Here is a 24,454-nt window from a genome sequence, read left to right as displayed (position 1 = left end):
CTCGAATCCGGCCTGCTCACCAGGCCCTGCCCTTGGCCGTGCGTGCCGCGCGTGCGCCACGCCATGCCCTGATCTGCCCTCAAAGCCGTCAATGTACGCCAGTCAGCGTGCGCAAGCCCATAAGCCGAAAGGCCAACGTTGCGCGCATGCCGCATGCGAACCTCCGCTTCGGCGCGCTCCGGTTCACGCCCGGTCGCACGCCTTGCGCTCGCGCAATGACAACGCTCAGAGGCTGCCCTTCGTCGACGGAATCTTGCCCGCCTGACGTTCGTCCAGTTCGGCGGCCTGGCGCAGCGCGCGGCCGAATGCCTTGAACACGGTTTCCATCTGATGGTGCGCGTTCAGGCCGCGCAGGTTGTCGATGTGCAGCGTCACGCCGGCGTGGTTCACGAAGCCGCGGAAGAATTCGATCGACAGGTCGACGTCGAACGTGCCGATGCGCGCGCGCGTGAACGGCACGTGGAATTCGAGGCCCGGGCGGCCCGAGAAGTCGATCACGACGCGCGAGAGCGCTTCGTCGAGCGGCACGTAGGCGTGGCCGTAACGGCGAATGCCCTTCTTGTCGCCGATGGCCTGCGCCACCGCCTGGCCGAGCGTGATGCCGACGTCTTCGACCGTATGGTGGTCGTCGATATGCGTGTCGCCATGCGCCTCGATATCCAGATCGATCAGACCGTGTCGTGCGATCTGGTCGAGCATGTGGTCGAGAAACGGCACACCGGTCGCGAGCTTTTGCTCGCCGGTGCCGTCCAGATTGAGTTTCACGCGGATTTGCGTTTCGCTGGTGTTGCGAACGACTTGCGCGACGCGCATGGCAATTTCCTTCAAACAGCCCGTAACAGGAGAATGGGAGAACGAAGCATCGGCCTTAACGGAGCACGAGCTTCAGGGCAGCGAGCAGTTGCGCGTTTTCGTCGGGGGTCCCGACGGTCAGGCGTACGCAATTCGCCAGCAATGGGTGCATTTTACCCACGTTTTTGATCAGGATCCGGGCGGACAGCAGTGTATCGAACACCGCGGCCGCGTCGGGCACGCGCACGAGCAGGAAATTGCCCGCGCTTTCGAACACCTGCGCGCCCGGCAGCTTCGCCACTTCGGCGGCCAGCGTCGTGCGTTCGACACGCAGTTGCGCAGCCTGCGCGTCGAGCACGTCGACGTGGTCGAGCAGCAGATCGGCCGCCGCCTGGGTAAGCACATTCACGTTGTACGGCGGGCGCACCTTGTCGAATTCGTTGAGCCACGCCGGGCGCCCGGCCAGATAGCCGAGGCGAATGCCCGCGAGCCCGAGCTTGGACATCGTGCGCATCACGACCACATTGTCGAACTCGCCCGCGCGCGGCATCCAGCTTTGCATCGCGAACGGCTGGTAGGCCTCGTCGATCACCACGAGGCTTTTCACCGCCGCAGCCGCCGCGATCACGCGCTCGATGTCCGCGTCGTCGAACAGCGTGCCCGTGGGGTTGTTCGGGTACGCCAGCCAGATCACGGCGGGCGTGTGCTCGGCGATGGCCGCGAGCGTCGCGTCGATATCGAGCGTGAAATCGGCCTTCAGCGACACGCCGACGAACTCCACCTGCGCGAGCTTCGCCGACATCGCGTACATGACGAAGCCCGGCACCGGCGCGAGCACCTTGGCGCCCGGCTTCGCGCACGCCATTGTGATCATGCTGATGATTTCGTCCGAGCCGTTGCCGAGCAGCACGTCGCACTCGGCCGGCACATGCATCGCCTTCTTGAGCTTCGCGATCAGCGCCTCGGGGCGCGGTGCGGGATAGCGGTTGAGCGCGACCGCCGCGAGGCGCTCGGCCAGCAGCGCCGCGAGATCCGCCGGCAGCGCGAACGGATTTTCCATGGCGTCGAGCTTCACGAAACCGGATGCGTCGGGCACCGGGTAGCTCGTCATCGCGAGCACGTCGCGACGGATGATGTCTTGTGGTGTTGTCATGTCAAAAGGCGGCGCGCGCGAGCGGACCGCCAGCACGGGCTGCTCGGCAAGCCGGCCGCCCTGGTTATCGTCGTGGTCTCTGCTGCGTGTGGCTCGGACTACGGTTCACACTGCGGTTCACACCGCGCTTCACCCGGATACGCCCCGCACACGCGCGCGGGGATTTGCCGCTGCACACTGTCTCCATGCTGCGCGGCGGCGACGTTCAACCTCTCATCAACCCCTCGTTGCAGGCCGCGCGACGCGCCGGCGAGGCGCGCCGCAGCGAAGCATCAGAGCGACTTCATGCGGAATTCGGCGCTGCGCGCGTGCGCTTGCAGGCCTTCGCCATACGCCAGCTCCGCCGCGATCTCGCCGAGCGTTTGCGCGCCTTCCGCGCTCACCTCGATCAGGCTCGATCGCTTGATGAAATCATAGACGCCGAGCGGCGACGAAAAACGTGCGGTACGAGACGTAGGCAGCACGTGATTCGGCCCCGCGCAGTAGTCGCCGAGGCTCTCGCTCGTGTAGCGGCCAAGGAAGATCGCGCCCGCGTGGCGGATTTCGGCGCCCCACTTCTGCGGCTCCAGCGCCGAGATTTCGAGGTGCTCCGGCGCGATCTCGTTGGCGATGGCGCACGCTTCGGCCATGTCGCGCACCTTCACGAGCGCGCCGCGGTTCGTGAGCGACGTGGCGATGACTTCGGCGCGCGGCATGCTGGGCAGCAGTTCGCCGATGGCGTCTTCCACGCGCTTGATGAAGCCTTCGTCCGGGCACAGCAGGATCGACTGAGCCAGTTCGTCGTGCTCGGCCTGCGAGAAGAGATCCATGGCGACCCAGCGCGGGTCGGTCGTGCCGTCGCAGATCACGAGGATTTCCGAGGGCCCGGCGATCATGTCGATGCCGACCGTGCCGAACACGCGGCGCTTGGCCGAGGCCACATACGCGTTGCCCGGCCCGCAGATCTTGTCGACGGCCGGAATCGTGTCTGTGCCGTAGGCGAGCGCGGCCACCGCCTGCGCGCCGCCGATCGTGAACACGCGATCGACGCCGCCCAGCAGCGCCGCCGCCAGCACGAGCGGGTTCTTCACGCCGTCGGGCGTGGGCACGACCATGATGATTTCGCGCACGCCCGCGACCCGCGCGGGAATGGCGTTCATCAGCACGGAAGACGGATACGCCGCCTTGCCGCCGGGCACATACAGGCCCACGCGGTCGAGCGGCGTGACCTTCTGGCCTAGCACCGTGCCGTCGGATTCGGTGTACTGCCAGCTATGCGAGCCGCACTCGATGCGCTGCTTCTCGTGGTAGCCGCGCACGCGCGCCGCCGCCGCTTCGAGCGCCGCGCGCTGCTTGGGCTCGAGGCTCTCCAGCGCGGCTTCGAGCTCGGCGAACGGGAGTTCGAGCGCCGCGACGCTCGTGGCCGTGAGGCGGTCGAAGCGGTTCGTGTAGTCGAGCACGGCGGCGTCGCCGCGCGTCTTCACGTCGGCGAGAATCTGCGCGACGGAGCGCTCGATGGCCTCGTCCTCGCTCGCCTCGAAGGCGAGCACCGCGTGCAGCGCCTTCTTGAAGCCTGCGGCGCTGGAATCGAGTTTGCGCATCGTGATAGCCATGCTGGTATCCATCCGTATCGGTTGTGCGGGCGCGCTCATGCTGCCCGCTTTTGCTGCTCGCTGCGGTTGTCTGCCGCTAGCGTTTGCCGCTATTGTCCGCCGCTGTTGCCGCTTACGCTGCCTGCTCGCGGCGCGACGCGCGTTCGAACGCGTCGATGATCGGTCGCAGCGCGGCGCGCTTGAGCTTCAGCGCCGCCTGATTCACGACGAGGCGCGACGAGATCTCCATGATCTCCTCGACCTCGACCAGATTGTTCGCGCGCAGCGTGCCGCCCGTGCTCACGAGGTCGACGATCGCGTCGGCGAGACCGACCAGCGGCGCGAGTTCCATCGAGCCGTACAGCTTGATCAGGTCGACGTGCACGCCCTTGGCCGCGAAGTGCTGGCGCGCGGCTTCGGTGTACTTGGTGGCCACGCGCAGGCGTGCGCCCTGGCGCACCGCATTCGCGTAATCGAAACCGCCCTTCACTGCCACCGAAAGGCGGCAGCGCGCGATGTCGAGATCGATCGGCTGATACAGGCCGCCGCCGCCGTGCTCGTTGAGCACGTCCTTGCCCGCCACGCCGAAGTCGGCCGCGCCGTACTCCACGTAGGTGGGCACGTCGGTCGCGCGCACGATGATGACGCTCAGGTTCGGGTCCGTGGTCGGCAGGATCAGCTTGCGCGAGGTTTCCGGGTCCTCGGTCACCTGAATGCCCGCGGCGGCGAGGAGCGGCATCGTCTCTTCGAAGATGCGGCCCTTCGAAAGCGCGAGCGTGAGCGGCGCGCCGGCGGCGGCCGCCGGCGTGGGCTTGGACTCGACCGTGCTCATGCCGCGCTCCCCTTGATGCGCTTCACGTTCGCGCCGATCTTCGTGAGCTTCTCTTCCATGCGGTCGTAGCCGCGGTCGAGGTGATAGATGCGGTCGATCAGCGTTTCGCCGTCGGCGCACAGGCCCGCGATCACGAGGCTGGCCGACGCGCGCAGGTCGGTTGCCATCACCTTCGCGCCGGAGAGTTTCTCCACGCCCGCGACCAGCGCGGTCTTGCCGTCGATCGTGATGTGCGCGCCCAGGCGGTTCAGTTCCTGCACGTGCATGAAGCGGTTTTCGAAGATCGTTTCGACCACTTGCGAGGTGCCGTCCGCGATCGTGTTGAGCGCCATGAACTGCGCCTGCATGTCGGTCGGGAACGCCGGGTATTCGGAGGTGCGCACGTTCACGGCGCGCGCGCGCTCCTGCATGCGCACGCGCATCCAGTCGTCGCCCTCTTCGATCGTCACGCCCGCTTCGCGCAGTTTGTCGGTGACGGCGTCGAGCGTGTGCGGACGCACGTGGCGCAGCGTGACGTCGCCGCCCGCGGCCGCGACCGCGCACAGGAACGTGCCCGCTTCGATACGGTCGGGAATGACGGTGTGCTTCGCGCCGTGCAGCTTGTCCACGCCTTGAATCACGAGGCGGTCGGTGCCGATGCCCTCGATCTTCGCGCCCATCGCGACGAGCAGGTGCGCGAGATCGCCCACTTCGGGCTCGCGCGCGGCGTTCTCGATCACCGTTTCGCCGTCGGCGAGGACGGCTGCCATCAGCAGGTTTTCCGTGCCGGTGACCGTGATCATGTCAGTGACGATGCGCGCGCCCTTCAGGCGCTTCGCGCGCGCCTCGATGAAGCCGTGCTCGATGTTGATCTCGGCGCCCATCGCCTGAAGGCCCTTGATGTGCTGATCCACGGGGCGCGCGCCGATCGCGCAGCCGCCGGGCAGCGACACCTTCGCCTCGCCGAAGCGCGCGACGAGCGGCCCGAGCACGAGGATCGAGGCCCGCATGGTCTTGACCAGTTCATACGGCGCGACGAGGTTGTCCACCTTCGAGGCGTCGAGCTGCACGCGCGCGCCGTCCTGCTCGGTGCGCACGCCCATCTGGCGCAGCAGCTTGAGCGTGGTGCGCACGTCCTGGAGGTCGGGCACGTTATCGAGATGAACGGGTTCCGCGCTCAAAAGGCCGGCGCAGAGAATGGGCAACGCGGCGTTCTTCGCACCCGAAACAGCCACTTCCCCTGCGAGCTTCCGCCCGCCGACGATGACGAGTTTATCCATGCCTGAGGTTTCCTGATCGGTGCGGCCGGCTTGCGGGGTCGCTTCGAGTTGAGCTGCGCCGCTGGCTGCGGCGCCTTTATCCTGGGTAATTCGCACTGAGATTCCAGATTATGCGTTCTGCCATTCGGCGGGCGTGAGCGTCTTCATGCTGAGCGCGTGGATTTCCTCGCGCATGCGCTCGCCGAGCGCCGCGTAGACGAGCTGATGGCGCTGGATCAAGCGCTTGCCGTCGAATGCTGAGGAAACGATCGTCGCGAAGAAGTGCTGGCCATCGCCTTCGACTTCGAGGTGCTCGCACGCGAGCCCTGCCGAGATGTACTGCTTAACCTGTTCCGGAGTCGGCAACATGAGTATGGCTCCTGCCTGATATTGCGTCTGGTGATCAGTGGCGCAGCTTGTACCCGCTCGCGAGCAGACGCATGGCGAGCGTGGCGAGCGCCACGAAAAACACGAAAACGATCGACAGGCTCACGAACGGGTTGATGTCGGACAGGCCGAAAAACCCATAGCGGAAGCCATCGATCATGTAGAAGAACGGGTTGAGCCGCGACACCTCGCGCCACAGGGGCGGCAGCGTATGCGTCGAGTAAAACACGCCCGAAAGAAACGTGAGCGGCATGATGAGAAAGTTCTGAAACGCCGCGAGCTGGTCGAACTTCTCCGCCCAGATCCCGGCGATCAGGCCGAGCGTGCCGAGGATCGCCGAGCCGAGCACCGCGAAAGCGATGATGTAAAGCGGCGCGGCGAAGCTCATCGGAATGAACCAGATCGTCACGACGAACACGCCCGCGCCAACGGCGAGGCCGCGCACGATCGAGGCGAGCACGTAGGCTCCAAACATCTCCCATGCGGCGAGTGGCGGCAATAGAACGAATACGAGATTGCCCGTGATCTTCGACTGGATCAAGGAAGACGAGCTATTCGCGAAGGCATTCTGCAACACGCTCATCATCACGAGGCCGGGAATCAGGAAGCTCGTGTACTCCACGCCCGGATACACCTCCACGTGACCGCGCAGCGCGTGGCCGAAGATCGTGAGGTACAGCAGCGCCGTGATGACGGGGGCGAGCACGGTCTGGAAAGCGACTTTCCAGAAACGCAGCACTTCCTTGTAGAACAGCGTACGGAAACCGCTCATGCGAGACCCTCGACCACTTCAGGACCGTTCATCACCTGCACGAAGACATCTTCCAGATCGGCCTTGCGCACTTCCACCTCTTCGAGCTTGCAGCCGTTCGCACGGCATTTCGCGAGAATGCGCTCCACTTCGTCGTAGCTCGACAGGCGCAGCAGATGCTGATGCGCGCTGGCGTTCGACGGATCGACTTCGAGCGCGCGCAGCTCGCCCGGCAGCACGCCTTCCGAGAAGCGCAGGAATAGCTGCGTGCCCGCAAAGCGTTGCAGCAGCGTGCTCGTGCGTTCGAGCGCGACCATCTCGCCGCGCCGCAGCATGGCGATGCGGTCGCACAGTTGCTCGGCTTCTTCGAGATAGTGCGTGGTGAGCACGATGGTGTGCCCTTCGCGGTTCAGGCGCGCGATGAACTTCCAGAGCGTCTGGCGCAGTTCCACGTCCACGCCGGCGGTGGGCTCGTCGAGCACGATCACGGGTGGACGGTGCACGAGCGCCTGCGCGACCAGCACGCGGCGCTTCATGCCGCCCGACAGCGCGCGCATGTTCACGTCGGCTTTCTCGGTGAGGTCGAGATTGGCCATCACTTCGTCGATCCACGCGTCGTTGTTGCGCAGACCGAAGTAGCCGGACTGGATGCGCAGCGTTTCGCGCACGGTGAAGAACGGATCGAACACCAGTTCCTGCGGCACGACGCCCAGGTTGCGGCGCGCGTTGCGGTAGTCGGAGACGACATCGTGGCCGCGCACGGCGATCGAGCCCTCGTCCGCGCGGGCGAGGCCGGCCAGTATGCTGATGAGCGTCGTCTTGCCCGCGCCGTTCGGGCCGAGCAGCCCGAAGAACTCGCCGTCTTCGACCGTGAAGCTGACGCCCTTGAGCGCCTGAAGCGACTTGTAGCGCTTCTTGACGTTGCGGATTTCTATGGCTGGCATGACTAATACGCCGCCCGTTTGCGAACGGCGCGGCTCATGAATGCATCAATGCTGCGGGGAAGACCGGAATTGGGGACGGCTTACAAGCCGACCCGGCTGTCTCTGCGCACGCTTCTTAACCACCAAGCGATGCTTTTGCGCCGAGGCAGCGCCCAAAAAACGGTTGATTATAGGCCAAGTCGGAAAGCCCGGCCTGGCCCTGGGATGAAGAGCGTCGACCTGGTCATGCGGCGGCGTGCCGCTCGAACGCGAAGGTTCGGCCAGGTGACGCGCGTCAATGTCGCTCGTGCAGGAGCGTATCGACGCCGTAGGCGCGCGCGAGAGAAGCGAGCGCGGGAGGCAGATTGAGTACAGCGAGGGAGGTGCCGCGCTCGCGCGCGGCGCGCTGCCAGGCGATCAGCACGGCGAGCGCCGACGAATCGAACTGGGTGAGCGCGGCGCAGTCCACGGCGGTTGCGCCCGCCGAGATCTGCGCGAACCCGGCCGAGAGCGCGGCCTTCGCGCTCTCGTGGGTCAGGTTGGCGCCGGTGGCGAAGCGCTCGCTCACGAGGTCGCCTTGCCCGATGCGAGTTGCTGGTTGCGCTGCGTGAGGAACTGGATCAGGCCGTCCACGCCGCCCTGCTGGATCTTTTCCTGGAACTGCTGCTGGTACGCCTGGATCAGCCACGCGCCGAGCACGTTGATGTCATACACGCGCCAGCCTTGCGGCGTCTTGTACAGGCGGTAGTCGAGCTCGATCGGCTGGCCGTTGTTCAGCACCGTCGAACGGACCACGACGTCGGTGTCGTCCGGATTCGCGCGGAACGGCTTGTACTGGATCTGCTGGTCGCGCACCTGGGCGAGCGCGCCCGAGTACGTGCGGATCAGCAGCGTCTTGAACTGCTCGATGACCTGTTGTTGCTGCTCCGGCGTGGCGGTGCGCCAGTTGCGGCCCATCGCGAGCTGCGTGGTGCGGCGGAAGTCGGTGTACGGCAGGATCTTTTCGTTCACGAGCTGCGTGATCTTGCCGATGTCGCCGCCCTGGATCGACTTGTCACCCTTGATCTGATCCATGACCTGCGTCGTGATCGTCTTGACCATGGCGTCGGGGTTGCTGGTGTCTACCGTCTGAGCGAACGCGCCGCCGGCAAACGAAAGAAACATGGCGAAAAACGGGTACAGAAAGAATTTTTTCATATCGAGTCCTGCAAGTTGGAGACATACGCCCCGTTGGAGCCAACGATATCACGCGAGTTCTATCTCGCTATGTCAAAAACTGCCAGCAAAGTGCGACAAGCGTTTCTGCTTGTTACGTCAGACATTTATGTCGGACGTTGATGCCGAATGCATGGCCGGCGCGGCGCTGACACCCACCGGACGTGACCTCAATGCAGGCGCAGCATGCCCGGGAAGCCGATGCGCGCGGGCGGAATCATCTGGTCGCCGGGCACGGTGGTTTGCGAGGCGCCTTCCGGTGCGCTGGCGCCGGCGGGGCCTTGCAGCGTGGCCGGAGCGGTTGCTTCGCCGTTGGGATACGCGGACGGCATGCTCGCCGCGCCCGGCACGGCCGCACGCGCCGCACCCGAAGCCGGGACAGCCGCGCCGGCCGCCGCCGATGCGGGCGCGGCCGCACCTGCCGCGCCTTCGTCGACGTCGTCGTACTTCGGCAGCGGTGCGCCATCGCCGTAATCGGGCAGGTTGCTGTCCGATGCGTGGCCGTCCGAGAGCAGATAGTGGCGGCGTTGCAGGTAGGCGTTACGAATGAACGAGTAGCGGTCGATCGCCGCGCCTTCGAGCAGGTCGCTCGCGCCCAGCAGGTTCGCGCGCGTGCTCACCACGTTCAGGCCGTAGAGGCCCCACGACAGCGCAGCCGGGTCCACATAGGTGAGCGGATTGATGAAGTAGTTGGGCACGAGTGCCACGCCGTCACGCACCGTGCTCGGGCCGAACAGCGGCAGCACGAGGTACGGACCGGCCGGCACGCCATAGTGGCCGAGCGTGAGACCGAAGTCCTGATTGTGCTTGGGCAGCTTCGCGAGCGTCGCGACGTCGAACAGACCGCCCACGCCGAAGACCGTGTTGATCACGATCCGCATGATGTCCGAAACGCCGTCGGCGATCTTCAGTTGCAGGAAGTTGTTCGCGGCGTTGTAGACGTCGCCGATGTTCGCAAAGAAGTTCGTCACGCTGTCGCGCACGGGCTGCGGCGTCACCTTCACGTAGCCCTGCGCCACCGGCTTGAGCGCGTACTGGTCAACCTTGTCGTTGAACGTGTACACCGTGCGATTGAAGCCTTCCCACGGGTCGTCCTTCGAGGGCGTCTGCACTGTCGAGCACCCTGCGAGTGCGAGCGCCGCGACCCCGATCGTGATGGCGCGCATGCGTATGGTCGTCATTGTTACTTCTCCTTATTTTGCCGCCGGGGCTGCCGAAGCCACCGGGGCCGGCGCCGCTGCGGGCGCGGCCGGCGCGGAGTCGGCGTTCGCGCCACTGGACGATTTTGCGGCGCCCGAGTCGGCCGCCTTGCTATAGAGGAACTGGCCGATGAGGTTTTCGAGCACGATGGCCGATTGCGTCATCGAGATGGTGTCGCCCGCCTTGAGCATTTCCGAGTCGCCGCCCGGCTCGAGACCGATGTACTGCTCGCCGAGCAGGCCCGACGTCAGGATCTTGGCCGACGTGTCCTTCGGGAACTGGTACTGCTGGTCGAGGTTGATCGTCACCAGCGCCTGGTAGGTGTTGGAGTCGAAGCCGATCGAGGCCACCCGGCCCACGGTCACGCCCGCGCTTTTCACCGGCGCGCGCGGCTTGAGCCCGCCGATATTGTCGAACTTGAGCTTCACCGGGTAGGTGGGCTGGAACGACAGCGAGCTCATGTTGCCGGCCTTCAGCGCAAGGAACAGCAGCGCGATAAAGCCCAGCACCACGAACAGGCCGACCCAGAAGTCGAGAGCATTCTTTTTCATCGTCATCCCAATGAGAATCCGTTGCGGCGGCGCTCACGCGAGCGCCACGCCGCGAGAGGGCCGGGTCACTGCCCGGCGCTTCTAGCTGAACTGTTAGTTGAACATCAGCGCGGTAAGCAGGAAGTCGAGGCCGAGCACCGCAAGCGACGCGTACACGACCGTCTTGGTGGTCGCGCGCGACACGCCCTCGGGCGTGGGCTTGGCTTCGTAACCCTGGTACAGCGCGGTAAACGTCACAGCGAAACCGAACACGACGCTCTTCATCACGCCGTTGCCCACGTCCGCCCAGACGTCCACGCCGCCCTGCATTTGCGACCAGAAGGCGCCTGCGTCCACGCCGATCAGCAGCACGCCCACCACATAGCCGCCCAGAATGCCGACCGCGCTGAAGATCGCCGCGAGGATCGGCATGGCGATCACGCCCGCCCACATGCGCGGCGCGACCACGATGCGCACGGGGTCCACCGCCATCATCTCCATGGCGGTGAGCTGCTCGCCCGCCTTCATGAGCCCGATCTCGGCCGTGAGCGAAGTGCCCGCGCGGCCTGCGAACAGGAGCGCCGTGACGACCGGCCCGAGCTCCCGCACGAGCGAGAGCGCCACCAGCAGCCCGAGCGCCTGCTCGGAGCCGTAGCGGTTGAGCGTGTAATACCCCTGCAAGCCGAGCACGAAGCCCACGAACAGGCCCGACACCGCGATGATCAACAGCGAATAATTACCGACGAAGTGGATCTGCTTCGTGACAAGACGCGGGCGGCGCAGCAGCGGGAAGAATTCGAGCACGAGACGCACGAAAAAGCGCGTGGCGTGCCCCGCGCGCGCGATCGAGTCGAGCACGCTGCGCCCGATCGAGCTGATGGCGCCGATCATGAGCGTCCTCCGCCAATGCCGAAGTCCGCTTCGAGCGGCACGTTCGTCGGGTAGTGAAAACGGAACGGGCCGTCCGGCGCGCCGTCGATGAACTGGCGCACGATCGGATCGGTCGAGGCGCGCAGCTCGGCGGGCTTGCCTTGCGCCTGCACGCGGCCGTTCGCGACGAAGTAGACGTAGTCGGCGATCGCGAACGATTCCGGCACATCGTGCGTGACGAGGATCGAGGTTGCGCCGAGCGCGTCGTTGAGCGTGCGGATGAGGTTCGCGGTGATGCCGAGCGAAATGGGGTCGAGGCCCGCGAACGGCTCGTCGTACATCATCAGCTCGGGGTCGAGCGCAATGGCGCGGGCGAGCGCCACGCGGCGCGCCATGCCGCCCGAGATTTCCGAGGGCGCCAGGTCGCGCGCGCCACGCAGCCCGACCGCGTTGAGCTTCATGAGCACGAGGTCGCGGATCAGCTCTTCGGGCAGATCGGTGTGCTCGCGCAGGGCGAAGGCGACGTTCTCGAACACCGACATGTCGGTGAAAAGCGCGCCGAACTGGAACAGCATGCCCATCTTGCGGCGCAGGGCGTAGAGGCCCTCGCGCGATTGCGCGCCGACGTCCTGGCCGCCGAACAGCACCTGGCCGCGCTGCGCGCGCACGAGGCCGCCGATCAGGCGCAAAACCGTCGTTTTTCCGCCACCGGAACCGCCCATGACCGCCACCACCTGACCGCGCCCAAAGCGCATGTTCAGGCCGGACAGGACGAGGCGCTCGCCGTAGCCGAAGTCGACGTCGCGCAGCTCCAGCAGGGTCTCAGAGGATGAGGGCACGTGGCAGACAGTCCATTTACACGAAGGCGGGATTATAGGGCCATCGTGGAAAACCTGCCGTGACGCACCCTGGCCCATTGATGTAAGCCGCAATCGCCCGCTGCTGCGGGTTGCGGCCCCCCAAAGCCCGGGGCCCGCGCACGCGGCGCGCCCCCCGGCCAGGGTGGACCATTATTGCGTAAACGCGTTGCGCAATGCAGCAACGGCGGCAGCCGGGTCGGCCGCCTCGGTCACGGCGCGCACCACCGCCGCGCTGCCCGCGCCCGTGGCGAGCACCGCGGGCAAGATGTTGCCGTCGATCCCGCCGATGGCCACCATCGGCACGACGCCGTCCAGCAGCTTCACGTAGCGCGCGAGGCGCGCCAGGCCCTGGGGCGCCGTGGGCATGGTCTTCGTCGTGGTGGCGAAGACCGCGCCGCAGGCCAGATAGCTCGGGCGGAAATGCAGCGCCGTCAGCATCTCGAAGTAGCCGTGCGTGGACAGGCCCAGGCGCACGCCCGCCGCCGCGATCGCGCCGAGGTCGGCTTCGCGCAGGTCTTCCTGGCCGAGATGCACGCCGTACGCGCCGGCGGCGACGGCTTCCTGCCAGTGATCGTTGATGAAAAGCTGTGCGTCGTGCTTGCGGCCCGCCGCGACACAACGCTCGATCTCCTGCGTGAGCGCTGCCGACTTCGGCTGCTTGCTGCGCAACTGCACCGTCTTCACGCCGTAGTCGAGCACGCGCTCGACCCAGTCCGCCGTCGGCAGCACCGGATACAGGCCGAGCTTCGCCGGGCACGGCGCGAACGGCTGCGCGGGCGCGACGGGCAGGCCGAGCACGCGCGGAAAGCGCTTGAAGTCCACGGGCCAGGCGTCGGCTTGCTGCTCGTCGCCGTCGCGCCAGGCCAGCGCGAGCACGAGTGCGTCGTGCGGATCGAATCCGCAGTCGAGAAACGCCGCCAGCGCGGCAATCCAGTCTTCCGCCAGTTCGCCTTCGAGCGCGTAACGCTCGCCGCCCAGGTGCAGCGTGACACGGGCCGCCTTCGGGCTCTCGCCCGCGGCTTCGATCACGCCCGCGCCCTCGGTCATCCAGCGCGCGATGCTGGCGAGATGCGGCGCCGCGTCGGTCACGACGATGAGGTCGCCGCCGTTGGGCGCGTCGGGCGGCGTGAGACAGATGCGCCACGGCGCATGCGTGGGCGGCCAGTCGCCCAGGCGTGCGCGGATGCGCTCGGCCGTTTCGGTGAGCTTGTCGGCGGGCGGCCAGAACAGCTCGCGGTCTTGCAGTCGCAGTGTTTCGGTCATCGCTTGTCTCCATCCTGGTGCCAGAACGGCATGCCCACCACGGGCGTGCTCGCCACCGCCGCCTCGCGTTCGGCCATCGGCCCGGCGAGATACGCGGCGCGGCCCGCCTCGACGCCCAGCGCGAACGCGCGCGCCATCGCGTCGGGGTGCGTGGCCTGCGAAACAGCCGTGTTGAGCAGCACACCGTCGAAGCCCCACTCCATCACCTGGCAGGCGTGGGAGGGCACGCCCAGACCCGCATCGACGATGAGCGGCACATCGGGCAGGCGCTCGCGCAGCACGCGCAGGCCGTACGGATTGATCACGCCCTTGCCGGTGCCGATCGGCGCGCCCCACGGCATGAGCGCCTCGCAGCCTGCGTCCAGCAGACGGCGGCCGATCACGAGGTCCTCGGTGCAATACGGCAGCACCTTGAAGCCGTCCTTCACGAGCCGCGCGGCGGCTTCGATCAGGCCGACCGGGTCGGGTTGCAGCGTGTAGTCGTCACCGATCAGTTCGAGCTTGATCCAGTCGGTTTCGAAGACTTCGCGCGCCATGTGCGCCGTCGTCACGGCTTCGTTGACGGTGAGGCAGCCGGCCGTGTTCGGCAGCAGCGGCACGCCGTGGCGCTTGAGCAAGTCGAAGAAGCCGGCTTCGGCGGTGCCCTCGTTCATCTGGCGGCGCAGCGCGACGGTGATCATGCCGGGGCGCGCGGCGGCCATCGAATCGGCGAGCGATTGCAGCGACGGATAACGCGAGGTGCCGAGCAGCACGCGGCTCGCGAAGGTTTCGCCGTAGAGCGTGAGCGCGTCGGCGGTGGGAGTGGTGGTCATGGCGTGGAATCCTTGGGCGGTGTCGTGGATGCGGCGGCGCGGTGCGCGCACGAATGCGCGCGGCTCAGCCGCCGGCCACGGGGCTCACGACGTCGAGGCGGTCGCCCGCCTGGAGCGCGCGCGCGCCGTGCTGGGCGCGCGCCACGAAGTCGCCGTTCAGGGCCACGGCGAACGGCGGACGCGCGCCGAACGCGGTAAGCGCATCGGCGACGGTCGCACCCTCGGGCAGCGTGAGCGGCTTCTGGTTGATATGAATGTCCATGGCAAATACGTTCTCAGACTACGGTTTGATTCGGGTGGTGCTTCACGCTTCAGGCCGGCTCATGCGCGCCCTGCGCGTGCAGCATCTCGCCCCAGCGCGACGCGCGGCGCAGCGCCTCGAACGAGTCGGCGTCGCTCACGCGGGCGTCGAGGAGCGCCTGCGCGACACGCGCGGCTTCGTCGGCGACTTCCGGCGCGATCATGAAGCCGTGCCGGTAGAGGCCGTTCACGCGCAGCGTGGCCTTGCCGTCCCAAATGAGCGCCGGGCGATGGTCGGGCAGCGTCGGGCGGCACTGCGAATTCAGTTCGAGAATGCGCGCCTCGCCGAACGCCGGATGCACGGCGAACGCCGCGCTCAGCAATTCGAGCGCCGAGCGCACGCTCACGGGCGAGCGGTCCTCGCCCTCGATCTCGGTCGCGCCGATCACGTAGAGATCGTTCTCCTTCGGCGCGATATAGAGCGGATAGCGCGGATGCAGCAGCCGCACCGGGCGCGTCAAGCCGATGCCCGGCGCATGCACTCGGGCGACTTCGCCGCGTATGCCGCGCAGCCCCGGCAGCACGGGTTTTGCACCCAGGCCGCGGCAGTCGATCGTCACGCGCGCGCGCGGCGGGTTCGCTTCGTCGACGGTGGTGTGCCAGTGCGTTTCCACACCACGCGCGGCGAGTCCGGCCGCAAGCGCGGCGAGCGCCTGGCGGTTGTCGAGCTGCCCTTCGCCGTTCAGGAGCCAGCCGCGCGCGAAGCGCCCGGCGAGCGCCGGTTCGGCCGCGTCGAGCTGTGCGCCGGCGAGCGCGACGAAGTTCGCATCGGCAAGCGCGCGCGGCGCGTTCGCGCGCACGCGGCGCTCGAAGAGCGGCGCCTCGGTGCGATCGGCGCTATGCCAGACCACGAGCGTGCCGTTGCGCTGGAAGAACACGGGCGCGGGTAATTCGGCCAGGATGCGCGGCCAGGCTTCGAGCGACGCCACGCCAAGCTCGGTGATGAGCAGTTCGGCAACGGCCGCCTCGGCGAGCGGCGCGAGCATGGCCGCCGCGACCCAGGCCGCGGCCTCGCCGCCTTCGGGGCCGCCACGCTCGTAGAGCGCGACGCGATGGCCCTCGCCGGCCAGACGCCATGCGACGAGCCGGCCGCACAGGCCGCCGCCGAGCACGGCGAAGTCGGGCGTGCCGCCCACGCTATGGTGATGGACGCGGCTCATGACGACGCTCCGTCAGGCAAGGCGTGCGCAGTGAAAAACGGGGAACAAGCAAGAGAATAGGCGGTCATCGTATCCTTTCCGTACGGCAGCAGCAGACGTACCCAAGGACGAAACCGGCTGGCAAGGCCGACCGTGGAGGCTATGCGGCGCAGACGGCCCGATACGGAAATCGTATGGACCCGAGCGCCGAACGCGCGGCCCGGCGGGAAACCTGGCGCCCCTGCAAAGGCCAGGGCGCTCCGGCAAGACTTTCTGGAAACTTCCCGCGCCGGTATTACCCGGATCGGGTGCGAAGGGTCTCTCTCAGCCTCAGTACGGCATGCCCGGCATACCGGTGAAGCACCCCTGTTTCGTCACCGTCGATTAGACCACAAAACGCGCGGCGCCCGCAAACCTCGACGGAACGGCACGGCTCGTCTGGCACAATGCCTTGGACCCGCTCCTTTCGCCTCGCGAGCCCGCGCGGTGAGACAATGAGCGCCACGCTACGGCGGCGCGGCGCGGGCATTTGCCTCAGCGTTTCGCCAGGCACTTGCCCCGGCATTTACCCCGTCAAGTCTCGTTAAGTCTCACTTAAGCGGTTGCCGACAGAATCCGTGCACAGCGGCCGCCGCGCGGCGCGCGGCATATGGCGAAAGCGGCCCGAGCGGGCCGGCACAAAACATCAGGACGCACATGACCAACCAATCTTCCCGCGCCACGCCCGATCAGAACGAGCATCAGAAGATCACCGCGTGGAGCCTGATCAAACCCTACTGGGTTTCCGAGGAACGCTGGATCGCCTGGGGGCTGCTCGTCGCGATCATCGTGATGAACCTGCTCGTCGTGTGGATCAACGTGCGGCTGAACGGCTGGAGCGCGGAGTTCTACAACGCGTTGCAGGCCAAGGACGTCAAACGCTTCCCGCCGCTCTTGATGACCTTCACCGAGCTGGCGTTCGGCTTCATCATCCTCGCGGTGTACGGCCGCTATCTGCGCCAGATGCTCGGCTTTCGCTGGCGCCAGTGGCTCACCAACCGCTTCCTGAGCGAGTGGCTCGGCAAGGGTGCGTTCTACCGCATCGAGCGCGACCGCCTCGCCGACAACCCCGACCAGCGGATCAGCGACGACCTCCAGTCGTTCGCCACGACCACGCTTTCGCTCACGCTCGACCTGCTCTCCACGGTCGTCACGCTGATCTCGTTCATCACGATCCTGTGGACGCTCGCGGGCGCGCTCACGGTCACGCTGGGCGGGCAGCCGCTCGCGATTCCGGGTTACATGGTCTGGGCCGCCGCGCTCTACGCCGTGTTCGGCTCGCTCGTGATCCAGAAGGTCGGCCATCCGCTCGTGTCGATCAACTACCAGCAACAAAAGGTGGAGGCGGACTTCCGCTTCGGCCTGATCCGCCTGCGTGAGAACGCCGAGCAGATCGCGCTGTACGACGGCATGGACACCGAGCGCGGCAACGCACAAGGCCTCTTCCAGCACATCCGCGAAAACTGGTGGCGCGTGATGAAGTACACGAAGCGCCTCACCTTCGTGCTGAGCTTCTACGGCCAGATCGCCATCATCTTCCCGCTCGTGGTCGCCGCGCCGCGCTACTTCGCGGGCGCGTTCACGTTCGGCGTGCTGATGCAGATCTCGCAGGCGTTCGGCACCGTGAGCGATTCGTTCTCGTGGTTCATCAACAGTTACGCCACGCTGGTTGAATGGCGCGCTACCGTGAACCGTCTGCGCGAATTCGTGCGCGTGGTGCACTCGCCGCGCCTGAAGGAAACGGTCTCGCCCGCCACCGAGCACGGCGGCATCAACCTGCACTACATCGACAACAACGAACTCGCGACCGAGCATCTCAAGCTCTCGCTGCCCAACGGCACGCCGCTGTCGGAAGTGCGCGACATCGCCATCAAGCCGGGCTCGCGCTGGCTCGTGCGCGGCCCCTCGGGCGCGGGCAAGAGCACGCTGATGCGCGCGCTCGCGGGCCTCTGGCCGTTCGGCGAAGGCTCGATCGACGCGCCGGTGGATGCGCGCATGATGTTCATCCCGCAACAGAGCTACCTGCCCATCGGCACGCTCAAGGCCGCGCTCACCTACCCCTCGCCCGCCGACGACTACAGCGACGAAGACTGCCGCGAAGCGCTGCGCGCCTGCCGCCTGGAAGACTACGCGGACCGTCTCGGCGAGTCGGCGCACTGGACGCGCGTGCTCTCGCCGGGCGAACAGCAACGCCTCGCGGGCGCTCGCGTGCTGCTGCACAAGCCCGACTATCTGTTCCTCGACGAAGCGACGAGCGCGCTCGACCCCGACAACGAAGGCCGTCTCTACAAGCTCTTCATGGAGCGCCTGCCGAAGGCGGCGATCGTGAGCGTGGCGCACCGCGAGTCGCTTGCGGCGTATCACCACGAAACGCTCGAAATCGAGCGCATGCCTGAAGAGCGGGTCGCGGCGTGAGCGCGGCCGGCGCAGGCTTCGAGCGCGTCGTGCTGATCACGGGCGCGGGCTCGGGCATTGGCGCGGCGCTCGCGCGGCGCATCGCGGCATCGGGTGTCGCGCTCATGCTGCACGCGCGCGGCGCGGACGAAGCGGCGCGCGCGCGGCTCGTCGCGGTCGCCGCCGAATGCGAGCGGCGCGGCGCAACCTGCGCCACCACCTACAGCGATCTCGCCGAGCCAGGCAATGCCGCCGCGACCGTGGAGGCGACGCTCGCGCACTTCGGCACGCTCGACCAGATCGTGGCCAACGCCGGGCACGCGCAGCGCCAGTCGCTCGCCGCGCTCGACGCCGGTTCGCTCGAAGGCGCGTTCGCCGCCATGCCCGCCGCGTTCGCGGCGCTCATGCAGCGCGCCCGGCCCGCGCTGGAGCGCTCGGCGCGCGCCCGCGTGGTCGCGCTCAGTTCGTTTGTCGCGCACCGTTATCGCGCCGACGCGCCGTTCGCCGCCACCGCCGCCGCCAAGGCCGCGCTCGAATCGCTCGCCAAAACCGCCGCCGCGGAACTGGCGCCGCACGGCGTGACGGTGAATTGCGTCGCGCCCGGCTACACGCGCAAGGACAAGGGCCCCACGCCCGAAAACGCGCCGGTGTGGGAGCGTGCGGCGCAGGAAACGCCGCTCGGCCACGTGGCCGACCCCGCCGATATCGCCGAGCTCATCGGCTTTTTGCTCAGCGACGCGGCGCGCCACATTACGGGCCAGGTGATCCACGTCGACGGCGGGTTGACGCTCGGCTGACCGGCCCGGCACGCGTGCGCCGTCATTCGCTTGCTATCGAATGAAGGTGCGCAATGAAAGCGCGCAATGAACCGGCTGCGGCCTGAGCGCCGCCTGCCGCAACCCCGCTGCGCAGCGCGCCAGCATTCTCCCCCTCGCCTCAGCGTGCTTTCACACCGTAAAATACGCCACCAGCACACCGGAAACGGGGCGGCGCCACCCAGGACGCCGTCTCCTGTCGTGTCGCTTGCGCCGCGCGCGCCGCTCACCCGGCTCGTTGCGCGCACAACAAGAATGGGGGAAGACACACGATGGGCTACTTTCAATGGTTCACGGAGCTGAACGCGCGTGAGCGGCGCACGCTTTACGCGGGCTTCGGCGGCTATGCCGTCGACGCGTTCGACTTCATGATTTACTCGTTCCTGATCCCGACGCTCATCGCCACCTGGGGCATGACCAAGAGCGAGGCCGGGATGATCGCCACGAGCTCGCTGATCTCCTCGGCGGTGGGCGGCTGGCTCGCGGGCATCCTCGCCGACCGCTACGGCCGCGTGCGCGTGCTCCAGTGGACCATCGCCACTTTCGCCCTTTTCACCTGCCTCTCCGGCTTCACGCATTCGTTCTGGCAACTGCTCGCCACGCGCACGCTGCAAGGCATCGGCTTTGGCGGCGAATGGACGGTCGTCACGATGATGATGGCCGAAACGATCCGCTCCCCGCAGCATCGCGCGAAGGCCGTGGGCACCGTGCAGAGCAGCTGGTCGTTCGGCTGGGGCGCGGCCGCCATTCTCTACTGGGCCTTTTTCGCGCTGCTGCCCGAGGAATACGCGTGGCGCGCGTGCTTCTGGATCGGCATCCTGCCCGCGCTCTGGATTCTCTATGTGCGCCGCAACGTGAGCGACCCCGAGGTGTTCGTCGCCACCCGCCGCGCTCGCGAAAGCGGCGCGGTGCAAGGCAGCTTCCTGCAAATCTTCGCGCCCGCGCATCTGGCCACCACGGTGCTCGGCAGCGTGCTGTGCACGGGCATGCTCGGCGGCTACTACGCGATCACCACCTGGCTGCCCACTTACCTCAAGACGGTGCGCCACCTCTCGGTGTTCAACACGAGCGGCTATCTGATCGTGCTGATCGTCGGCTCGTTCACGGGCTATATCGTCGGCGCGATCCTCTGCGACAAGATCGGGCGGCGCGCTTCGTTCATCCTGTTCGCCATCGGCTCGTTCGTGCTCGGCATGGCCTACACAATGTTGCCCATCACCGACGCCGCCATGCTCCTGCTCGGCTTTCCGCTCGGCATCGTCGTGCAGGGCATCTTCGCGGGCGTGGGAGCGTATCTCTCCGAGCTCTATCCGAACGCGATTCGCGGCTCGGGCCAGGGCTTCTGCTACAACCTCGGGCGCGGTCTCGGCTCGTTCTTTCCGATTCTCGTGGGCACGTTCGCGCAAACCACCTCGCTCGTGAAAGCGATCGGCGCGGTGGCGGGCGCGGGCTACCTGCTCGTGATCGTCGCGGCGCTGTGCCTGCCCGAAACGAAGGGCAAGGTGCTGACCGAAGAAACGCCCACTGACGCGGCCGAGCGCCCGTCTGCTCGATCCACTGCACGATGAGCACGAACGTGCTGCAATACCCACCGTCCCTTCCTGTTGTCCTCCCGGCATGAAAACGATCGTCCTCGGCGCCGGTGTGATCGGCGTCGCCACTGCGTACTATCTGAGCGAACGAGGCTGCGACGTCACGGTCATCGAACGAGAACCGGGAGTCGCGCTCGGCACGAGCTTCGGCAACGCCGGCGTGATCGCGCCCGGCTACGTCACGCCGTGGGCCGCGCCTGGCATGCCCGCGAAGCTCATCAAGTACCTGCTCAAGCCCACCTCGCCGCTGATCTTCCGGCCCACGCTCGACACCGCGCAGTGGCGCTGGATCGCACGCTGGCTGCGCGAATGCGATCTCGCGCGCTTTCGCGTGAACAAGCAACGCATGCAGCGCATCGCCTATTACAGCCGCGAATGCCTGCACGCGTTTCGCGCCACGCACGCGTTCGAGTACGGGCGCAGCCAGGGGTATCTCCAGCTCTTTCGCAGCGACTACGACCTCGAACTCGCGCAGCCGGCGCTCGGCGTGTTGCGCGACGCGGGCATCGCCTATCGCGAGCTCGATTCCGCCGCATGCGCGCAGGTCGAGCCGGGCCTCGCCTGGTCGCGCGTGAAGCCGGTGGCGGGCGTGTATCTGCCCGATGACGAAGCCGGCGACTGCGCGCGCTTCACGCGCGAACTGCGCGCCGTGTGCGAGGCGAAAGGCGTGACGTTCCTGTTCGATACCGAAGTGCTCGCGCTCGAAGCCGCGGGCGGCAAGGTGAGCGGCGTGCGCGTGCGCGCCGTGCCCGGCCGCCGCAAGGCGAACAACCGCAAGGACCGGCGCGAGCAGCGCCGCGCGCCGGCGGAAGTGCTGCGCCCGGCCGAGCGCAGCGAACCGGCCGACGCCACACCGCAAACGCTCGCCGCCGACGCCGTGGTGGTCGCGCTGGGCGTGGAGAGCGCGGCGCTCGTCGCGCCGCTCGGCGTGCGGGTGCCGCTGTATCCGGTGAAGGGCTATTCGGCCACGCTGCCCGTGGTCGACGAGCAGAAGGCCCCGCGCGCCGCGCTCATGGACGAGTCGCTCAAAACGGCGATCACGCGCTTCGGGCCTTACCTGCGCGTGGCGGGAACGGCGGAACTCGGCGACCATCGCTCGACGCTGCGCGAGCAGGCGCTGCAAACGCTCATGAAGGTGCTCGACGACTGGTTCCCGCACGCGGCGACGCCCTCTTCGGCGCAATTCTGGGTCGGACGCCGCCCCATGGTGCCGGACGGCGCGCCGCTGCTGGGCGGCTCCGGCGTGGACGGACTGTGGCTGAACGTCGGGCACGGCTCCACTGGCTGGGCGATGTCGATGGGCTCGGGCCGCGTGCTCGCGGACCTCGTCACGCAACACAAGCCGGAAATCGACCTCAACGGTTTGACGCTGGCACGCTACGAACGCTGAACGACGGCGAGGGGCGCTGAGAAGCGCCTCGGCGCTTCAACCGAGCGCGACGCTCGTCAAGGCTTCATAGCGCGCGCCCTGCTTCGCCAGCGTGCTCGAATACAGCACCAGCGACTCGAAGCGCAGCGGCGGCAACGCTTCACCGTCGGCCGTCGCCGGCGCGCCCACGGCGTCGCGCGCGAACCGCGCGAGCGTCACATGCGGACGGAACGCCCGTGCGTCGAGCGGCAAGCCCACATCGCCCATCAGCGAGCGCACGCGCCAGTCGAGCGCCGTGAACGCATCCGACATCGCCAGCACGGCCACCATCAGCCGCGGATGCGCGCGTCCCGGCCAGCTCTCGATATGCGTGACCTGCGAGGGCGGAATACGCGGCGCGTGCTCGGCGAGCCGCCGCGACAGCGCGTCCCCCTGGTCGAACGACATCGCGCCGATGAACGCCACCGTCAGATGCAGTTGCGGGGACGGCACGCGCCGCGCGTTGGCCGGCACGGCGAGCGCGGCGAGCGCGTCGCGTGTCGCCGGATCTGGCGAGAGCGCGACGAAGCAGCGCCGCCATTGCTGCGTCTCTCGATCGGTCTCGCGGGCTTCGGACATGATCGGCAGGCCTCGATTGGTCGGGCAATCGCGACATGGTAATCCTGTCCCGTGCGCCGCGCGCCCATGCAAACCCGCAGCACGGACGTAAAAAAACCGGGTCACCCTTGCGGGTGCCCGGTTTCTGTCGTTTCGTCTCCTGCCGTCTCCCGTGCGTCCTGTCACAACGACGGACGCACCGGATTTAACGCGGCAGCTCCGAGCTGCCCATCAGGTACGCGTCGACGGAGCGCGCGCATTGACGGCCCTCACGTGTCGACCAGAGTTAGCGCTTTAGCGCTTACTCTGGTCCCAGATCCGGCCTTAACGCGGCAGCTCCGAGCTGCCCATCAGGTACGCATCGACGGAACGTGCGCACTGGCGGCCTTCACGGATCGCCCACACCACCAGCGACTGGCCACGGCGCATGTCGCCTGCCGTGAACACCTTGTCCACCGACGTGTAGTACGCCTTGTCGCCTTCGGTCGAGGCACGCACGTTGCCGCGCGCATCCTTCTCGACGCCGAACGCTTCGAGCACCGGCGAAACCGGTTGCGTGAAGCCCATGGCGAGCAGCACGAGGTCGGCCTTCATTTCGAATTCCGAACCCGGCACTTCGACCATCTTGCCGTCCTTCCACTCCACGCGCGCGGCGATGAGCTTCTCGACCTTGCCGTTCTTGCCTTCCAGACGCTTCGTGGCGACCGCCCAGTCACGCGAGCAGCCTTCTTCGTGCGACGACGACGTGCGCAGCTTGATCGGCCAGTACGGCCACACGAGCGGCTTGTTCTCTTCCTCGGGCGGCTGCGGCAGCAGTTCGAACTGCGTGACGCTCTTCGCGCCGTGACGGTTCGAGGTGCCCACGCAGTCGGAGCCCGTATCGCCGCCGCCGATCACCACCACGTGCTTGCCCTTGGCGAGCAACTGGTTCGACAGCTTGTCGCCGGCGTTGACCTTGTTCTGCTGCGGCAGGAACTCCATGGCGTAGTAGATGCCTTCGAGCTCGCGGCCCGGCACCGGCAGGTCACGCGGCGTTTCCGAACCGCCTGCGATCACCACGGCGTCGAACTGTTCCTTCAGTTCTTCCGGCGAAATGGTTTCCTTCGCCGTGTTGCCGATGTACGCGGGCAGTTCACCCTTGCCAATGAACACGTTGGTGCGGAACGTCACGCCTTCGGCTTCCATCTGGCGCATGCGGCGGTCGATCAGCCACTTTTCCAGCTTGAAGTCGGGGATGCCGTAGCGCAGCAGGCCGCCCACGCGGTCGTTCTTCTCGAACACCGTCACGTCGTGTCCGGCGCGCGCGAGTTGCTGCGCCGTGGCCAGACCCGCGGGGCCCGAACCGACGACGGCAACCTTCTTGCCCGTCTTGTGCTTCGCGACTTGCGGCGCGACCCAGCCTTCGGCCCAGGCCTTGTCGATGATCGCGTGCTCGATCGACTTGATGCCTACGGGATCGTTGTTGATGCCGAGCGTACACGCCGATTCGCAGGGCGCCGGGCAGATACGGCCCGTGAACTCGGGGAAGTTGTTGGTCGAGTGCAGGACTTCGATCGCACTCTTCCAATCCTGGCGGAACACGAGGTCGTTGAAGTCCGGAATGATGTTGTTGACCGGGCAGCCGTTGTTGCAGAACGGGATGCCGCAGTCCATGCAGCGTGCGCCCTGGACCTTCGCGTCGGCGTCGGAGAGCGCCGCCACGAATTCCTTGTAGTGCTTCACGCGCGTGAGCGGTGCTTCGTACGCCTCATGCTGGCGCTCGAACTCGAGAAAACCGGTTGCCTTACCCATTTGGTTCTCGTCTATCTATCT

The 24,454-nt window shown here is 67.1% G+C and carries 24 protein-coding genes and 1 riboswitch; of the genes, 4 read left to right on the top strand and 20 right to left on the bottom strand.

The window, feature by feature from the left end; all coding sequences use genetic code 11:
• Positions 1-225: 225 nt before the first annotated feature.
• The 18 genes from hisB to C7402_RS33870 form a co-directional block, all read right to left on the bottom strand.
• Positions 226-813, bottom strand: a complete 588-nt coding sequence (hisB, locus tag C7402_RS33955; RefSeq protein WP_028206573.1) for an imidazoleglycerol-phosphate dehydratase HisB — start codon at positions 811-813, stop codon at positions 226-228.
• A gap of 55 nt (positions 814-868) precedes the next feature.
• Positions 869-1,945, bottom strand: a complete 1,077-nt coding sequence (gene hisC / locus C7402_RS33950) for a histidinol-phosphate transaminase (protein WP_112174925.1) — start codon at positions 1,943-1,945, stop codon at positions 869-871.
• A gap of 272 nt (positions 1,946-2,217) precedes the next feature.
• Positions 2,218-3,537, bottom strand: coding sequence for a histidinol dehydrogenase (gene hisD, locus C7402_RS33945; RefSeq protein ID WP_112174924.1), 1,320 nt, complete (start codon positions 3,535-3,537; stop codon positions 2,218-2,220).
• Between the two features lie 112 nt (positions 3,538-3,649).
• Entirely contained in the window at positions 3,650-4,348 is a 699-nt protein-coding gene (gene hisG / locus C7402_RS33940) for an ATP phosphoribosyltransferase (RefSeq protein WP_112174864.1), read from the bottom strand.
• Positions 4,345-5,607 carry a UDP-N-acetylglucosamine 1-carboxyvinyltransferase gene (gene murA, locus C7402_RS33935; RefSeq protein ID WP_116613709.1) on the bottom strand — a complete coding sequence of 421 codons (1,263 nt, stop codon included), beginning with the start codon at positions 5,605-5,607 and terminating at the stop codon, positions 4,345-4,347. Before murA ends, hisG begins: the two co-directional genes overlap by 4 nt.
• A gap of 108 nt (positions 5,608-5,715) precedes the next feature.
• Positions 5,716-5,955, bottom strand: coding sequence for a BolA family protein (locus tag C7402_RS33930; protein ID WP_028213298.1), 240 nt, complete (start codon positions 5,953-5,955; stop codon positions 5,716-5,718).
• A gap of 34 nt (positions 5,956-5,989) precedes the next feature.
• Complete coding sequence (locus C7402_RS33925) at positions 5,990-6,745, bottom strand: ABC transporter permease (protein WP_112174862.1); 756 nt, start codon at positions 6,743-6,745, stop codon at positions 5,990-5,992.
• Positions 6,742-7,668, bottom strand: a complete 927-nt coding sequence (locus tag C7402_RS33920; protein ID WP_112174861.1) for an ABC transporter ATP-binding protein — start codon at positions 7,666-7,668, stop codon at positions 6,742-6,744. Before C7402_RS33920 ends, C7402_RS33925 begins: the two co-directional genes overlap by 4 nt.
• A gap of 274 nt (positions 7,669-7,942) precedes the next feature.
• Positions 7,943-8,215, bottom strand: a complete 273-nt coding sequence (locus C7402_RS33915; RefSeq protein WP_112174860.1) for an STAS domain-containing protein — start codon at positions 8,213-8,215, stop codon at positions 7,943-7,945.
• Complete coding sequence (locus C7402_RS33910; protein ID WP_116613708.1) at positions 8,212-8,844, bottom strand: MlaC/ttg2D family ABC transporter substrate-binding protein; 633 nt, start codon at positions 8,842-8,844, stop codon at positions 8,212-8,214. Before C7402_RS33910 ends, C7402_RS33915 begins: the two co-directional genes overlap by 4 nt.
• 188 nt (positions 8,845-9,032) lie before the next feature.
• Complete coding sequence (locus tag C7402_RS33905) at positions 9,033-10,043, bottom strand: MlaA family lipoprotein (protein ID WP_112174858.1); 1,011 nt, start codon at positions 10,041-10,043, stop codon at positions 9,033-9,035.
• A gap of 12 nt (positions 10,044-10,055) precedes the next feature.
• The gene (mlaD, locus tag C7402_RS33900; RefSeq protein WP_112174923.1) at positions 10,056-10,613 is read right to left on the bottom strand and encodes an outer membrane lipid asymmetry maintenance protein MlaD; all 558 of its coding nucleotides are present in this window, start codon (positions 10,611-10,613) and stop codon (positions 10,056-10,058) included.
• Positions 10,614-10,706: 93 nt separating this feature from the next.
• A complete protein-coding gene (mlaE, locus tag C7402_RS33895) occupies positions 10,707-11,483 on the bottom strand; it encodes a lipid asymmetry maintenance ABC transporter permease subunit MlaE (protein ID WP_116613707.1) in 777 nt (258 codons plus the stop codon).
• Positions 11,480-12,301 carry an ABC transporter ATP-binding protein gene (locus tag C7402_RS33890; protein ID WP_116613706.1) on the bottom strand — a complete coding sequence of 274 codons (822 nt, stop codon included), beginning with the start codon at positions 12,299-12,301 and terminating at the stop codon, positions 11,480-11,482. The genes mlaE and C7402_RS33890 overlap by 4 nt, the downstream gene beginning before the upstream one ends.
• Before the next feature lie 171 nt (positions 12,302-12,472).
• Positions 12,473-13,585, bottom strand: a complete 1,113-nt coding sequence (gene thiE, locus C7402_RS33885) for a thiamine phosphate synthase (protein ID WP_116613705.1) — start codon at positions 13,583-13,585, stop codon at positions 12,473-12,475.
• Positions 13,582-14,397, bottom strand: a complete 816-nt coding sequence (locus tag C7402_RS33880) for a thiazole synthase (protein WP_116613704.1) — start codon at positions 14,395-14,397, stop codon at positions 13,582-13,584. The genes thiE and C7402_RS33880 overlap by 4 nt, the downstream gene beginning before the upstream one ends.
• Before the next feature lie 64 nt (positions 14,398-14,461).
• Positions 14,462-14,659 (bottom strand): sulfur carrier protein ThiS, encoded by a 198-nt coding sequence (thiS, locus tag C7402_RS33875; protein ID WP_112174853.1) that lies wholly within the window; start codon positions 14,657-14,659, stop codon positions 14,462-14,464.
• Positions 14,660-14,708: 49 nt separating this feature from the next.
• A complete protein-coding gene (locus C7402_RS33870; RefSeq protein ID WP_112174852.1) occupies positions 14,709-15,857 on the bottom strand; it encodes an FAD-dependent oxidoreductase in 1,149 nt (382 codons plus the stop codon).
• A 243-nt stretch (positions 15,858-16,100) separates the two neighbouring features.
• Positions 16,101-16,214: riboswitch (TPP riboswitch) on the bottom strand.
• Between the two features lie 318 nt (positions 16,215-16,532).
• Between C7402_RS33870 and C7402_RS33865 the strand changes: the two genes are divergently transcribed.
• The 4 genes from C7402_RS33865 (at position 16,533) to C7402_RS33850 (ending at position 22,066) form a co-directional block, all read left to right on the top strand.
• Positions 16,533-18,290, top strand: coding sequence for an ABC transporter ATP-binding protein/permease (locus tag C7402_RS33865; RefSeq protein ID WP_112174851.1), 1,758 nt, complete (start codon positions 16,533-16,535; stop codon positions 18,288-18,290).
• On the top strand, positions 18,287-19,066 hold the full coding sequence (locus tag C7402_RS33860) for an SDR family NAD(P)-dependent oxidoreductase (protein ID WP_116613703.1): 780 nt from the start codon (positions 18,287-18,289) through the stop codon (positions 19,064-19,066). The genes C7402_RS33865 and C7402_RS33860 overlap by 4 nt, the downstream gene beginning before the upstream one ends.
• Before the next feature lie 290 nt (positions 19,067-19,356).
• Positions 19,357-20,652: an MFS transporter gene (locus tag C7402_RS33855; RefSeq protein WP_116613702.1), complete on the top strand. Its 1,296-nt coding sequence runs from the start codon at positions 19,357-19,359 to the stop codon at positions 20,650-20,652.
• 49 nt (positions 20,653-20,701) lie between these two features.
• Positions 20,702-22,066, top strand: coding sequence for a D-amino acid dehydrogenase (locus tag C7402_RS33850; RefSeq protein ID WP_112174848.1), 1,365 nt, complete (start codon positions 20,702-20,704; stop codon positions 22,064-22,066).
• A 36-nt stretch (positions 22,067-22,102) separates the two neighbouring features.
• Here the strand turns inward: C7402_RS33850 and thpR are convergent, their stop codons facing one another.
• Together thpR and C7402_RS33840 are read right to left on the bottom strand one after the other, a co-directional pair.
• On the bottom strand, positions 22,103-22,663 hold the full coding sequence (thpR, locus tag C7402_RS33845) for an RNA 2',3'-cyclic phosphodiesterase (protein ID WP_112174847.1): 561 nt from the start codon (positions 22,661-22,663) through the stop codon (positions 22,103-22,105).
• Between the two features lie 303 nt (positions 22,664-22,966).
• Positions 22,967-24,433: a glutamate synthase subunit beta gene (locus C7402_RS33840; protein WP_112174846.1), complete on the bottom strand. Its 1,467-nt coding sequence runs from the start codon at positions 24,431-24,433 to the stop codon at positions 22,967-22,969.
• Positions 24,434-24,454 lie beyond the last annotated feature (21 nt).

The sequence above is a fragment of the Paraburkholderia unamae genome (genome assembly GCF_003096875.1).
Classification (GTDB): Bacteria; Pseudomonadota; Gammaproteobacteria; order Burkholderiales; family Burkholderiaceae; genus Paraburkholderia; species Paraburkholderia unamae.
The sequence above is the reverse complement of the archived record's forward strand: the minus strand, read 5'-3'. Positions and strand labels throughout refer to the sequence as shown.

What these genes read in the sequence shown, in the direction of transcription:
- C7402_RS33870 (WP_112174852.1), bottom strand. Translation starts at nt 15,857, where the DNA reads ATGAGCCGCGTCCATCACCATAGCGTGGGCGGCACGCCCGACTTCGCC.
- C7402_RS33865 (WP_112174851.1), top strand. Translation starts at nt 16,533, where the DNA reads ATGACCAACCAATCTTCCCGCGCCACGCCCGATCAGAACGAGCATCAG.
- hisB (WP_028206573.1), bottom strand. Translation starts at nt 813, where the DNA reads ATGCGCGTCGCGCAAGTCGTTCGCAACACCAGCGAAACGCAAATCCGC.
- C7402_RS33850 (WP_112174848.1), top strand. Translation starts at nt 20,702, where the DNA reads ATGAAAACGATCGTCCTCGGCGCCGGTGTGATCGGCGTCGCCACTGCG.
- murA (WP_116613709.1), bottom strand. Translation starts at nt 5,607, where the DNA reads ATGGATAAACTCGTCATCGTCGGCGGGCGGAAGCTCGCAGGGGAAGTG.
- C7402_RS33855 (WP_116613702.1), top strand. Translation starts at nt 19,357, where the DNA reads ATGGGCTACTTTCAATGGTTCACGGAGCTGAACGCGCGTGAGCGGCGC.
- mlaD (WP_112174923.1), bottom strand. Translation starts at nt 10,613, where the DNA reads ATGAAAAAGAATGCTCTCGACTTCTGGGTCGGCCTGTTCGTGGTGCTG.
- hisG (WP_112174864.1), bottom strand. Translation starts at nt 4,348, where the DNA reads ATGAGCACGGTCGAGTCCAAGCCCACGCCGGCGGCCGCCGCCGGCGCG.
- C7402_RS33880 (WP_116613704.1), bottom strand. Translation starts at nt 14,397, where the DNA reads ATGACCACCACTCCCACCGCCGACGCGCTCACGCTCTACGGCGAAACC.
- C7402_RS33840 (WP_112174846.1), bottom strand. Translation starts at nt 24,433, where the DNA reads ATGGGTAAGGCAACCGGTTTTCTCGAGTTCGAGCGCCAGCATGAGGCG.
- C7402_RS33905 (WP_112174858.1), bottom strand. Translation starts at nt 10,043, where the DNA reads ATGACGACCATACGCATGCGCGCCATCACGATCGGGGTCGCGGCGCTC.
- C7402_RS33910 (WP_116613708.1), bottom strand. Translation starts at nt 8,844, where the DNA reads ATGAAAAAATTCTTTCTGTACCCGTTTTTCGCCATGTTTCTTTCGTTT.
- hisD (WP_112174924.1), bottom strand. Translation starts at nt 3,537, where the DNA reads ATGGCTATCACGATGCGCAAACTCGATTCCAGCGCCGCAGGCTTCAAG.
- thiS (WP_112174853.1), bottom strand. Translation starts at nt 14,659, where the DNA reads ATGGACATTCATATCAACCAGAAGCCGCTCACGCTGCCCGAGGGTGCG.
- C7402_RS33925 (WP_112174862.1), bottom strand. Translation starts at nt 6,745, where the DNA reads ATGAGCGGTTTCCGTACGCTGTTCTACAAGGAAGTGCTGCGTTTCTGG.
- mlaE (WP_116613707.1), bottom strand. Translation starts at nt 11,483, where the DNA reads ATGATCGGCGCCATCAGCTCGATCGGGCGCAGCGTGCTCGACTCGATC.
- C7402_RS33930 (WP_028213298.1), bottom strand. Translation starts at nt 5,955, where the DNA reads ATGTTGCCGACTCCGGAACAGGTTAAGCAGTACATCTCGGCAGGGCTC.
- thiE (WP_116613705.1), bottom strand. Translation starts at nt 13,585, where the DNA reads ATGACCGAAACACTGCGACTGCAAGACCGCGAGCTGTTCTGGCCGCCC.
- thpR (WP_112174847.1), bottom strand. Translation starts at nt 22,663, where the DNA reads ATGTCCGAAGCCCGCGAGACCGATCGAGAGACGCAGCAATGGCGGCGC.
- hisC (WP_112174925.1), bottom strand. Translation starts at nt 1,945, where the DNA reads ATGACAACACCACAAGACATCATCCGTCGCGACGTGCTCGCGATGACG.
- C7402_RS33920 (WP_112174861.1), bottom strand. Translation starts at nt 7,668, where the DNA reads ATGCCAGCCATAGAAATCCGCAACGTCAAGAAGCGCTACAAGTCGCTT.